Origin of the sequence: Undibacterium sp. Jales W-56 (genome assembly GCF_025548535.1) — a bacterium.
Taxonomy (GTDB): Bacteria; Pseudomonadota; Gammaproteobacteria; order Burkholderiales; family Burkholderiaceae_D; genus Undibacterium.
Map to the genome: position 1 here is coordinate 1,059,422 of NZ_JAJLQW010000001.1, position 12,398 is coordinate 1,071,819.

Genomic DNA, 12,398 nt, shown 5'->3' on the forward strand with positions numbered 1-12,398 from the left:
GATCACATTTACGGTACGTTAATCGTACTCATCGTCGAATTTCTACACGGCTGAATTATGCAATTTTCTGAAAACTGGTTACGCACCATGGTTGATCCGAAGATGTCTTCGGATGAATTGTCCCATTTACTGACAATGTCAGGATTGGAAGTCGAAGAAGTGGAAGCGGTCGCGCCACCTTTTAGCAATGTGGTTGTCGCCGAGATTCGCGAAATCGCCAAGCATCCAGATGCTGACCGCCTGAATGTATGCCAGGTCGATGTCGGTACCGGCACTCTGTTGAATATCGTGTGCGGTGCGCCGAATGTTCGCGTCGGCATGAAGGTGCCCTGCGCTATGGCCGGAGCCGTCTTGCCGCCGGGTGCAGATGGTAAGCCATTTGAAATCAAGGTCGGTAAATTGCGTGGCGTCGAATCGCAAGGCATGCTGTGTTCCGCGCGTGAATTGAAATTATCGGAAGATCACGGCGGCCTGTTGGATTTGCCGGCGGACGCGCCGGTCGGCCAGAATTTCCGCGATTATTATCAACTGAATGATCTTAAATTTACCATCAAGCTGACGCCGAACAAAGCCGATTGTTTGTCCGTACTGGGTGTGGCTCGTGAAGTTTCTGCGCTGACTGGGACACCTTTAGTCGTCCCGCAAATTCATCCTGTCGCGGTCACTTTGCAAGAAATCTTGCCGGTAAAAATTTCTGCACCGGATTTATGCGGTCGCTTCAGCGGGCGCGTCATCCGCGGTGTGAATGCGAAAGCGGCGACGCCAGAATGGATGAAACAGCGTCTGGAGCGCAGCGGCCAGCGCCCGATTTCCGCATTGGTTGATATTTCCAATTATGTGATGCTGGAGTTGGGACGTCCGACGCATGTATTTGATCTTGATAAAATTCACGGCGGACTGGATGTGCGTTGGGGTAAAGCAGGGGAGTCGCTAAAACTCTTGAATGGCAATACCGTCAGTATCGATCCGTGGGTTGGCGTGATTGCAGATGACAAAGAAATTGAGTCTCTGGCCGGCATCATGGGCGGCGACTCAACCGCAGTCAACCTGGATACGCAAAATATTTATCTTGAAGCGGCGTTCTGGTGGCCGCAATCGATACAAGGCCGGGCTCGTAAATACAATTTTTCTACCGATGCCGCACATCGTTTTGAGCGCGGCGTTGATTATGCAACTACTGTTGAGCATATCGAGCGCATCACCGCATTGATCGTCGAGATTTGCGGTGGTTCTGCGCAAGTGAAGGTTGGTCCGGTGGATGATCAGACCGTGAATTTGCCGCAACGTCCTGCAGTGCGCTTGCGTACTGCGCGTGCTGTCAAAATCATTGGTGTCGCGCTGGATGATCCGCAAATCGCTGATATTTTTACTCGCCTGGGATTGGCTTTTACCCAGGTCCCCGGTGAATTTTTGGTGACGCCGCCAAGCTATCGTTTTGATATAGAGATTGAAGAAGATTTGATCGAAGAGGTCGCACGCGTGTACGGCTTTGAGAATATTCCGGCCTTGCCGCCAGTTGCTGCAAACGCCATGCTGATCGCGCCGGAGAATCATCGCTCTTTGTTCACGCTACGCCGTCAAATTGCCGACCTCGATTATCAGGAAGTCGTCAATTACAGCTTTGTCGAGGCCGCATGGGAAAAAGATTTTGCCGGCAACGATGCGCCGGTTAAACTATTGAATCCGATTGCCAGTCAAATGAGTGTCATGCGCTCAGGTCTGATCGGTAGTCTGGTGGCTAATGCGCGTTACAACCTGAATCGTAAAATCAATCGCATTCGTATTTTTGAAATTGGTGCAGTCTACCTGCGCGATACGAGTATTCCTGACGGCCCATTAACCGTCGCCGGCTACGATCAGCCGAAGCGTATTGCCGCATTGGCCTATGGCCCGGTCGCAGATGAGCAATGGGGTCAAGCGACGCGCAATGTTGATTTTTTCGACGTCAAAGCGGATCTGGAAGCCTTGTTTGCGCCGAAAGTATTGCGTTTTTCTAAGGCTGAACACGTGGCATTGCATCCGGGGCGTTCGGCAAGCATAGAATGTGAAGGTCAATTCGTCGGTATGATCGGTGAGTTGCATCCTCGCTTGCAGCAAAAATATGATTTGCCTCTGGCGCCGGTTGTGTTTGAAATTAATACCCAGGCTTTGCAAGCAATTCAATTACCCGTTCATAAGGAAATTTCAAAATTCCAGATGGTGACTCGCGATATGGCCCTGCAAGTAAAACAGGCGGTTGCGGCACAAGATTTGCTTGATGTATTCCATCACGAAGCAGCTAATAACGAAACATGTAAAATCTTGCAAGCCGTTGTTTTATTTGATGAATATCGTGGCAAGGGCTTGGAATCCGATGAAAAAAGTCTTGCTTTCCGCTTTAGCTTGCAAGATACTCAAAGTACGTTGCAAGACGATAAAGTCGAAGCAGCAATGGCGGCTTTTTTGGCAGCGGCAACGGCTAAATTTTCTGCTAAGTTACGTTAACAATCCGGCGCAACTCAGTTGAATTAATAAAAATTATTACGATCATATTTTGCATAGATGCTTAAAATGATCGGGTTGAATTTCAGTAGGTAGGATAAAAACATAATGAATGAACTGACTTCCGCAGAACTGCAATCGGTTCTCGATGCAGATTTGAATCGGGCGATGCGAGAAGCCAAGGCGCGCTCGCAAGCGGAAAAGGAATTGCCGACTTTGACGAAGGCAGAGTTGGCAGAGCTCCTGTTTGAACAAGTCGGTTTGAACAAACGTGAAGCCAAAGATATGGTGGAAACCTTCTTTGACGAAATACGCGATGCACTGGAAAGAGGCGAGGCGGTCAAGTTGTCCGGTTTCGGTAATTTCCAGTTGCGTGACAAACCTCAGCGCCCCGGACGTAATCCAAAAACGGGTGAAGAAATTCCTATTACCGCACGTCGTGTCGTGACTTTCCATGCCAGCCAGAAGCTCAAAGGCATGGTCGACTCCGTAGGTAATCAACCTCTTGCACATGCTGCCTGAATTTCCTTATGAGTGAAATCAAGTTAGACGCGTTTGTGTTGCCGCCGATTCCTGCGAAGCGTTACTTCACGATTGGCGAAGTGAGCGAATTATGCGGTGTCAAACCGCATGTGCTGCGCTATTGGGAACAAGAGTTCACTCAACTGAAGCCAGTAAAACGACGCGGCAATCGTCGTTATTATCAGCATCATGAAGTCTTGCTGATACGCCGCATTCGCGAGCTGTTGTACGAGCAGGGATTCACGATTAATGGCGCACGCAACAAACTGAACATGCATGCAGCAATCAATGATGAAATTGCTGATGTAGAGGCAGCACCGATCAATCTTTTGCAGATTCGCAATGAATTGCATGCCGTATTGAATTTGCTGAAACGTTAACGCTGATTAGTCTGCTCAATTTATATTGTTGAAAGCATTACTTCAACATGATCAACAGGCGATGATTGATGATGCAATCGTCGCCTGTTTTTTTATCGGGCTTTCGTTATTGTTTGCCTGATTTATTAGTCTTAAGGTTCTTTGGCTGTTCACTAGGACATCGCGAGTGTACGCAAGGCGTTCCAATTTCATCGACGGCAAGCCTGGATCCTGGTTACATCGCCAGGACAATGATGCGACTACCAAATTTGTCGTATGATGCATTTCGTCAAAATTAATTTTTTTGAATCGAAACAATTATTTGAAGAAATGCGCACAAGCGCCGTCAATAAGAATTTGGAGCGAATCAATGAATACAATGAAATCCCAGTCACCACAAAAACTAGGCCGACTTATCGCGCTCGGTTGGATGTTATTTGCCGCCGTTCAAACTTCCAGTCTGATGGCGGCTGAAACAGACCAGCCCTTGGAAAAAGCAATCAGCGGAAGCTGGCGTTCCGACGAGAACCGAGCCCGCGATCAATTTCGTCATCCTAAGCAAACGCTGGAATTTTTCGGCGTAAGAGCCGATGCGCGAGTTATCGAAATTACGCCGGGCGGTGCAGCCTGGTATGCTGAAATTCTCGCTCCATTGTTAAAAGAGCGCGGCCAGTATATCGCTGCGAATGCAAGTAGCAACAAGGCATCAACGGGAGCTATCGCTTATTACAATAAGATTAAAGCTGCGCAGGAAAAGAAATTTGCAGCCGATCCAGAACGCTATAGCAAAGTGCAGGTTATCAACTTCGATCCTGCTGCACCGCAGCTGGGAGCCGCAAACTCCGCCGACTTTGTGCTGACCTTCCGTAATGTTCACAATTGGGTTGCCGGCCACAGTGAGGCGAACATGTTCAAAGCCATATTTGATGTCCTCAAACCGGGCGGTGTGTTGGGCGTCATCGATCATCGCGCCAAAGCAGGTAAAAACCTGGATATGCAGCTTATAGACTCAGGTTATTTGCCGGAAGATTATGTGATTAGCCTGGCGCAGCAGGCTGGATTTACATTGCTGGCAAAAAGTGAAATCAACGCCAATCCTAAAGATACCCGCGACTATCCAAAAGGCGTCTGGACTTTGCCGCCGACTTATGCCGAGGGGGCAAAGGATAGAGAAAAATATGCAGCGATAGGAGAAAGCGACCGCTTTACTTTGCGATTCGTGAAGCCGGACTGATAAGCGCTGAGTGATTTGAGGTACCGGCAACAAGAGCAAGCACCTGTATTGCGATCTTTTTGTCGGATGTCAGACGCTTAAAGGACTTGCTGGGCTGATCTGCCGACACAAAGAAAAAGGCCTGATTAAAATTTAATCAGGCCTTTATATCTTGGCTCCCCGACCTGGACTCGAACCAGGGACCTGCGGATTAACAGTCCGTCGCTCTACCAACTGAGCTATCAGGGAATAGAAGAAATGATGATCTTCGTTAAACTTTTTACTTATACTGCGGGTACTTTGAATTCTGTGGCTCCCCGACCTGGACTCGAACCAGGGACCTGCGGATTAACAGTCCGTCGCTCTACCGACTGAGCTATCAGGGAACAGAGACAAAGATTATATGCGCTTTTACCTGAGCTGTCAAAATTTTTCTATTGGCAAATGCCTGTTCAGCCCGCAGCAAATATGAAAACGGAGCCGTGTTCCGTTTTCATATTTTGAGCAATGACAACTCAGAGTACCTTGGCAATCGCGTCGATCACCGCATCAATATTGCGGTTGTTGAGCGCGGCGACGCAGATGCGGCCAGTGTCAACCGCGTAGATGGAATTATTGTCGCGCAGTTTTTCTACTTGCTCTTTGGTCAGGCCAGAATAAGAGAACATGCCGCGCTGTTGCGTCACAAAGTCAAAATTGTGAGCAGGTGCTTTTGCTTTGAGTTTCGCAACAAATGCCGTGCGCATTTCACGGATGCGCACGCGCATGCCTGCCAGCTCTTCTTCCCACAATTGACGCAGTTCCGGCGTTGCCAGAACTGTGGCCACCACTTGGCCGCCGTGGATTGGCGGATTCGAGTAGTTGGTACGGATGACGCGCTTCAATTGCGACATGATGCGCGCAGCTTCTTCTGCACTCGAGGCTGCGATGCTCAGCGCACCGACGCGTTCGCCGTACAAAGAGAAGGATTTGGAGAAAGAGTTGGAGACAAATAGCGCACCACCGGCTTCAGCAAAGCGACGTACCACTTTGCCATCGGATTCAATGCCATCGCCAAAACCCTGGTAAGCCATATCCAGGAACGGTATCAGCTTGCGCTGGGTGACTACCTCAATCACTTGCGTCCATTGCGCATCGTTCAGATCGGCGCCAGTCGGATTGTGGCAGCAAGCGTGTAACAACACGATAGAGCCTTCTGCCATGGTTGTGAGTGCGCCTAGCATGCCGTCAAAATTAACGCCTTTAGTGACCGCGTCGTAGTAAGGATAGGCATTGACCACGAAGCCTGCCGATTCAAACAGGGCGCGATGGTTTTCCCAGCTAGGATCGCTGATCCAAACCTGTGCGTCCGGTGCGAAGCGTTTCAGGAAATCCGCGCCGAGTTTCAATGCGCCGGTGCCGCCGATGGCTTGCGCCGTGAGAGCACGTTTTTCTACGACAACCGCGCTATCTGCGCCGAATACCAGTTCTTGCACGGCTTTATCGTATGCGGCCAGACCTTCGATCGGCAAATAAGTGCGCGGGGCAAATTTTTCCATCAGAATCGCTTCTGCTTTTTTGACGCACTCCAGCAGCGGTACTTTGCCGTTGTCATCGTAGTAGACGCCAACGCCGAGATTCACTTTTGCCGGATTTTTGTCCGCATTAAAGCCTTCGGTGATGCCTAATATCGGGTCGCGTGGGGCCATTTCGATGGCGGAGAACAGGGAGGAAGAAACAGGAGCGTTCATCGTGATAATATGAAAAATTAGCCGTCAATTTTCTGACAGTGAGGTTGGAATAATGCCAATTGGTAACAATCTGGTCATGCCTGAAATTTCAACTATCCATTCTAACAAAGGTAAGCGACTCATGGCTGTAGCATCGACAATTTCTGCTGAAAATAATAGCAACGCCGGTATTCTGGATGAGGCGAAGTTTGTGAGTTTTCCAGAATCGCCGTTTCAGTTATATCAACCATTTCCGCCTGCGGGCGACCAGCCGACTGCGATTGCCAAGCTGGTTGAAGGCATCGATGACGGTTTGTTTTTCCAGACCCTGCTCGGCGTGACAGGGTCTGGTAAGACCTACACGATGGCCAATGTGATTGCGCGCAGCGGCCGTCCAGCGATCATTTTTGCGCCGAATAAAACCCTGGCGGCGCAACTGTATAGCGAATTCCGCGAATTCTTTCCGCGTAATGCAGTGGAGTATTTTGTCAGTTACTACGATTACTACCAGCCGGAGGCTTACGTGCCGCAGCGCGATCTGTTTATCGAGAAAGATTCCGCCATCAATGAGCATATCGAGCAGATGCGTCTGTCCTGCACCAAATCATTGATGGAGCGGCGCGATGTCGTCATCGTGGCGACGGTGTCGGCGATTTACGGTATCGGTAACCCGAACGAATATCACAAGATGATCCTGACCCTGCGCGCCAAGGACAAGATCAGCCAGCGCGAGGTCATTGCACGCCTGATCCAGATGCAATACACGCGTAATGAAATCGACTTTGGCCGCGGCACTTTCCGCGTGCGCGGCGACACCATCGACATCTTCCCGGCAGAACATGCCGAGCTCGCGGTGCGGGTCGACATGTTCGATGATGAAATCGACAACCTGCAATTGTTCGATCCGCTCACCGGTCGTGTGAAACAAAAAATCCCTCGCTTCACGGTATACCCCGGTTCGCATTACGTGACCCCACGTGAGACCGTATTGCGGGCGGTCGAGACGATTAAAGAAGAGCTGCGGGAGCGGCTTGAGTTCTTCCGTAAAGAAAATAAGCTGATCGAAGAGCAGCGTATCGAGCAGCGCACCCGCTTCGATCTGGAAATGATGGCGGAGATCGGTTTTACCAAAGGAATTGAAAATTATTCGCGCCATCTGAGCGGTGCCAAGCCCGGCGATCCGCCGCCGACGCTGGTCGATTATCTGCCCGCCGATGCGCTGATGTTTTTGGACGAATCGCATGTGCTGACCGGACAATTAAACGGCATGTACAACGGCGACAGGGCGCGTAAAACCAATCTGGTCGATTACGGCTTCCGCCTGCCATCGGCACTGGACAACCGCCCGCTCAAGTTTGCCGAATTCGAGAGCAAGATGCGCCAGACCGTCTTCGTATCCGCCACGCCGGCTGAATACGAAAAGCAGCACGCGGATCAAGTCGTCGAACAGGTCGTGCGGCCAACCGGCTTGGTCGATCCCATGATAGAAGTGCGCCCCGCCTTGACCCAGGTCGATGATCTGATGAACGAGATCACGCTGCGCGTCAGCAAAAATGAACGTGTTTTGGTCACGACGCTGACCAAACGCATGTCGGAACAACTGACCGAATTTTTGAGCGATAACGGTATCAAAGTCCGTTATCTGCACAGCGATATCGACACGGTAGAGCGGGTTGAGATCATCCGCGATTTACGTCTCGGTACCTTCGATGTACTGGTTGGCATTAACTTGCTGCGCGAAGGTCTGGATATTCCAGAAGTCTCGCTGGTGGCGATCCTGGATGCCGATAAAGAAGGCTTCTTGCGTTCAGAACGCAGCCTGATCCAGACCATCGGCCGCTCCGCCCGTAACCTGAACGGCATGGCGATACTGTACGGCGATAAAATCACCGACTCGATGCGGCGCGCCATCGACGAAACAGAACGCCGCCGCACCAAGCAGGTTGCGTTCAACCTGGCGAATAACATCACGCCGGTCGGCATCAAAAAACACATCAAAGAATTGATCGACGGCGTCTACAATCCGCAAGAAGCCAGGCAAGAACTGGAAATAGCGCAAGAACATGCGCGCTACGAAGTCATGAGCGAAAAACAAATCAGCCGCGAAATCAAGCGCCTCGAAAAACTCATGCTCGACCATGCCAAAAATCTAGAGTTCGAAAAAGCTGCCCAAGTCCGCGATCAGTTATCGCATGTCAAGGAACTGGTCTTTGGCGCGGGCGGCAGTGATAATGTGCTGACGCTGAATGTTAAAAATTGAAATAGATTTCGCAGTGTTTATGCGGCTTGCAGGCCAAAAAACCTCTGAAAGCCGCATAGATATTGCGGAATGTAATTTGATAATCCAAAAATCAATTTATTTCTTCGGCTTCTCGATATCGCAATGCTTGTCCAGAAAGCGTAGCGCACCGCTGAAGGTGTTGTCCCAGTCGTCGAGCAGGTAGGCGTCGGCTTCTTGTACGAAATCGTCCCATTCTTCTAACAGGCTTTCCTGCTTTTCATGCGGAGCGGCGCTGTTGATGAACGCGATGGCGAGTTCCGGGTGGAAGCCGTCTTTGCGGATTTTTTTGACCAGGGTTTTGGCGTTGGCTTCGGTGATCACGGTCTTCGGTGTGGCGCCTGCAGCGATGCAGAAAAACAGGGTAAGCAGGGCGTAGACGTCGGTCTTGCCTTTGGTCAGTTTGGTCCATTCTTTAGAAACCAGCGCATCGTATTCGGCGCTGTCTTCCATCTCGTAATCGCGGATGAAATAGCGATCCTTGAGTTCAAATACCACGGTATCCAGGGGCAGATCCGGATTCAGGATTTTAGGTAAATCATGTGCATGAATTTCTTGCGCAATCCGCTCGGCAATCGCTTGATAATCGGCTGGTATTGCATCGAGAGTATTCTTGCTCCGTTTAGTGACCTTGCCTTTTTTACGCACGGCATCGACCAGTTTGGCGAACTCAACTTGATTGACTAAAGTTTCGTCGGATTTTCCCAAGATGCGTAGCAGCATGGCGGTGCGGATTACTGAGCCGGCATCGGCATCTTGCTCTTGCAGCGAGGAGCGCGAGACGTCTAATTGTTCGCCGAACCAGTATGCCGCCGCAATTTCAATCGCATTGGCCTGGCGTTGGGCGAGTACCTTCAGGTAATCGGTGTCGCCTTCTTTGCGTGACCAGATATCCAGAAAATCTTCGACACGGCCTTTTTCTTCCCTGCCGAGCAAAGCGTATTCAGGCAGGGAGAACAAGGCTTTGAGCAAGCCGGAGCCGCCGCGTGACAGTGTCAAAAAGGTATTGTCGCTGATCATTTTTGCGGCCAGGCCGAGATCGCCTTGGGTGCTTTGCCTGAGATACAGACTGACCAGATTGACGATGCGTTTTTGCGCCATATCGATTTCTGGCCGCAGGTATTTACTGCCAAAGGCTTCGGCGATTTGCACCATGCCTTTGGGTGCTTCATTTTCGATTGCGCTGATTTTGGCGGGCGTGATGATGCCTTGTTGCACGCCGTAGCGCAGTGCACTTTCAAAAAAAGGGCGATTGTCTAAGGTGGCGACTTGGAATGAGCTGTCTGACATAGGATTCTGTGGGGTCAACATTGGCAGGCTGGCTTCATTACAGCGCAGACTCTTCATCATCCTTGTCGTCGCCATCGTCATTATTCGGCTTGTCGTGCTCATCTTCTTCATCGTCTTCCGCCAATTCGGCCGCGGCGGATTGCAGGCTGGCTTTGTAACGGGCGCGCAGCTTCATCATCACTTCACGGAAAATTTCAGGCAGTTCGTAGCGCAGCAGATAGGTGACTTCCATCCAGTCGTGATCGACCAGATTCGCCATGTCGGACGAGGCGCCGCGCGGTTCTTCGTCGCGGCTGAGATTCATCAGGTCATCATCAATCGCCTGCACCCTGGCATCGTCGCCGTAGTGGAACAGGTCGAATGTCGCATAGCGATAAAAATGCTCGACCATTTCCACCCGGTCGTACAGGTAATCGACCAGCGCATCGTAGCCGCCGTCGACCTCGGCAATCTCATACAGGAATTCTGCCGGATCGCCACCTTCGCGAAAGATCACGGAGTTGACCATGCTGCGCAATTGCTCATGCGTCTGGTCGCCATAGCGACGCTCCAGCACGACTGCCTGGGCGAATTGTTCCGGCGTCACCAGCAGGTTCACCAGCGATTCTTTCGATGCATCGTATTCGCGGATAATCGCGAGTAAATCTTTGGCGGGGAATTCATCCAGCGCCGCGACCAGGGCTTTGTCACCCTCGGTTTCTGCCAGTGTGGCCAGTGCCGATTCGGCGCCGACGATGTCGCCGACTTTGACCAGGTTTTGTGCTTCAATCAGTGCCGGGTAGTGCATTTTTGTATTTTCCATCTTGCTTAATCCTTACGGTCAAAACCTTGTTCTGCTAAAAAGTCTGCGCCAGCTTCTTCGAGGTCGTAGCCATCTTCGCTGTCGCCGTCGTCCATATCGTTGCGCACACCGTGCACATCATGTACGCCATCGTCTTCCTGCCCGGACTCTTCATCCTGATCGTCGTCCGCCACTGAGGGGCTGTTGGCGCGTGACAGTTTACTTTTATTCAGATATTCGAGTGCGGCAGCGATCACCATGAATTGTTCGCCGTCGGCATGTTGCAGCACAATTTTGCTCAAGCTCTCGGCCCACGGCTCCAGCCGCAGATGCTTGGACAGCTCGGGCCACGGCGTCAGTTGGTTCAATGGCCTGGAGAGCAGCAATTCAATTTTTAAAGGATTCAGATATTTGAATGCGTCGTGAAAAGCGACGGCAACCATTTCGGGATTGCTTTTCATCATCGACAGCAAAAACGGTACTTGTTCGCGTTTTTCTTTCAGACGATGCCGCAAGATATCCTTGCCTTCGGAGTCGCTGGTTAAATCTTCCAGTTCTGAGTCGTACACCGACTGGAGTTCTTGAAAATACTGGGAAAGTTTCACTGCAATACTCCTGATAAATAATTTTTCCAGATCTCGCTGGCGGTCTCCAGCGGATCGTCGAGCAAATTACGGCGACGGTTTTCATCGTAAGCGGCACGCGCTGCTTCATCGGATAAAACGTCGTAGGCTTCTTTGCAATCGTGGAATTTTTGTGGCGCCAGGGCAGAGTTGTTGCGGTCCGGATGGAACTCAGCTGCCTTTTGACGGAAAGCTTTTTTTACCTCGGCTAGTGTCGCGGTGCTCGCGATCCCAAGAACAAAATAGTAATCTTTCATGCAATCTCGTGTTGGGTGGGTGAATGTCGATGTGTCCCGCAGGACACCACAAATCACCACTGGTAAATAACCCTACATCATACCATTTTTACTGTGCCAACCCTTTTTCAGCCGGGTTTCGGCTGAGAATACGCCTCGTGATTGGCCGGTAGTTAGTGGAGTTGGCCGCCGGTTTCTACGATATCGGTCTTGACGTCGATTGCAGTTTGGATTGCGGTCTGTATGCCTTTGATCATGGCGTCTAAGGGTATGCTGGGTGTGCCCGGGTAAGCAGAAACCTGTTCGGGCAGGTAAGGAAGGTGAACGAAGCCGCCGCGTACCGGTGGCCGTGTTCTGGCGTTGCGATTTTTCTGCGCGATGATATGCATCAATCCGAAAAAAACATGGTTGCAGACAAAGGTGCCTGCGGTGTTGGAGACGGCTGCCGCAATGCCTGCGCCGCTGATCTGACGGACGATGGCCTTGATCGGCAGGCTGGAAAAATAAGCGGCAGGTGCTTTTGCAATGATAGCCTGGTCAATCGGCTGCTGATCCGCGTTATCCGGAATTCGGGCGTCATCCAGATTAATCGCTATTCGTTCCAGCGAGATATCCGTTCTGCCGCCAGCTTGTCCAAGGCAAATGATGAGCGAGGGCTTGATGTCATCCATCGCTTGCTGCAGGCTGTTGATGGCCTCGTGAAATACGCAGGGCAGTTGGCGCGCCACGACGGTAGCGTCACCGTATTGCCAGCCGTCCAGCGCCTTGGCGACTTCCCAGGATGGATTGATGGCCTGATCCTCGAATGGGTCGAATCCGGTCACTAAGACAGGTATTGGGAGGGCTTTGCTCTTGTCCATGGAGATTTTCTTGTAAGTTGCACTGATAAAGCTGATGCCAAAACAA

At 51.0% G+C, this 12,398-nt stretch carries 11 protein-coding genes and 2 tRNA genes; 5 read left to right on the forward strand and 8 right to left on the reverse strand.

All coding sequences use genetic code 11. The features are described 5' to 3' along the window. Window positions 1-57: 57 nt before the first annotated feature. From pheT to LPB67_RS04820, 4 genes are all read left to right on the forward strand, one after another. A complete protein-coding gene (pheT, locus tag LPB67_RS04805) occupies window positions 58-2,484 on the forward strand; it encodes a phenylalanine--tRNA ligase subunit beta (RefSeq protein WP_262835910.1) in 2,427 nt (808 codons plus the stop codon). Window positions 2,485-2,589: 105 nt separating this feature from the next. Then, the gene (locus tag LPB67_RS04810; RefSeq protein ID WP_262835911.1) at window positions 2,590-3,003 is read left to right on the forward strand and encodes an integration host factor subunit alpha; all 414 of its coding nucleotides are present in this window, start codon (window positions 2,590-2,592) and stop codon (window positions 3,001-3,003) included. An 8-nt stretch (window positions 3,004-3,011) separates the two neighbouring features. After that, window positions 3,012-3,383 (forward strand): MerR family transcriptional regulator, encoded by a 372-nt coding sequence (locus tag LPB67_RS04815; RefSeq protein ID WP_262835912.1) that lies wholly within the window; start codon window positions 3,012-3,014, stop codon window positions 3,381-3,383. Between the two features lie 349 nt (window positions 3,384-3,732). Next, on the forward strand, window positions 3,733-4,596 hold the full coding sequence (locus LPB67_RS04820) for a class I SAM-dependent methyltransferase (protein WP_262835913.1): 864 nt from the start codon (window positions 3,733-3,735) through the stop codon (window positions 4,594-4,596). A 152-nt stretch (window positions 4,597-4,748) separates the two neighbouring features. Here the strand turns inward: LPB67_RS04820 and LPB67_RS04825 are convergent. The 3 genes from LPB67_RS04825 to LPB67_RS04835 all read right to left on the reverse strand — a co-directional run bounded on the left by LPB67_RS04825 (window position 4,749) and on the right by LPB67_RS04835 (window position 6,305). After that, window positions 4,749-4,824 (reverse strand) — tRNA-Asn (locus LPB67_RS04825). Window positions 4,825-4,885: 61 nt separating this feature from the next. Then, window positions 4,886-4,961: transfer RNA gene (locus LPB67_RS04830), tRNA-Asn, on the reverse strand. A 129-nt stretch (window positions 4,962-5,090) separates the two neighbouring features. Then, window positions 5,091-6,305: an aromatic amino acid transaminase gene (locus tag LPB67_RS04835; RefSeq protein WP_262835914.1), complete on the reverse strand. Its 1,215-nt coding sequence runs from the start codon at window positions 6,303-6,305 to the stop codon at window positions 5,091-5,093. Between the two features lie 121 nt (window positions 6,306-6,426). Between LPB67_RS04835 and uvrB the strand changes: the two genes are divergently transcribed. Further along, on the forward strand, window positions 6,427-8,544 hold the full coding sequence (gene uvrB, locus LPB67_RS04840) for an excinuclease ABC subunit UvrB (protein ID WP_262835915.1): 2,118 nt from the start codon (window positions 6,427-6,429) through the stop codon (window positions 8,542-8,544). A 96-nt stretch (window positions 8,545-8,640) separates the two neighbouring features. Here uvrB and LPB67_RS04845 read toward each other — a convergent pair whose 3' ends face one another. The 5 genes from LPB67_RS04845 to pcp all read right to left on the reverse strand — a co-directional run bounded on the left by LPB67_RS04845 (window position 8,641) and on the right by pcp (window position 12,352). Then, window positions 8,641-9,852 (reverse strand): hypothetical protein, encoded by a 1,212-nt coding sequence (locus LPB67_RS04845; RefSeq protein WP_262835916.1) that lies wholly within the window; start codon window positions 9,850-9,852, stop codon window positions 8,641-8,643. A 37-nt stretch (window positions 9,853-9,889) separates the two neighbouring features. Then, window positions 9,890-10,654, reverse strand: coding sequence for a hypothetical protein (locus tag LPB67_RS04850; protein ID WP_262835917.1), 765 nt, complete (start codon window positions 10,652-10,654; stop codon window positions 9,890-9,892). A 5-nt stretch (window positions 10,655-10,659) separates the two neighbouring features. After that, the gene (locus LPB67_RS04855; RefSeq protein WP_262835918.1) at window positions 10,660-11,238 is read right to left on the reverse strand and encodes a hypothetical protein; all 579 of its coding nucleotides are present in this window, start codon (window positions 11,236-11,238) and stop codon (window positions 10,660-10,662) included. Then, window positions 11,235-11,513 carry a DnaJ domain-containing protein gene (locus tag LPB67_RS04860; RefSeq protein ID WP_262835919.1) on the reverse strand — a complete coding sequence of 93 codons (279 nt, stop codon included), beginning with the start codon at window positions 11,511-11,513 and terminating at the stop codon, window positions 11,235-11,237. The genes LPB67_RS04855 and LPB67_RS04860 overlap by 4 nt, the downstream gene beginning before the upstream one ends. Before the next feature lie 152 nt (window positions 11,514-11,665). Next, window positions 11,666-12,352, reverse strand: coding sequence for a pyroglutamyl-peptidase I (gene pcp, locus LPB67_RS04865; RefSeq protein WP_262835920.1), 687 nt, complete (start codon window positions 12,350-12,352; stop codon window positions 11,666-11,668). Window positions 12,353-12,398: the final 46 nt, after the last annotated feature.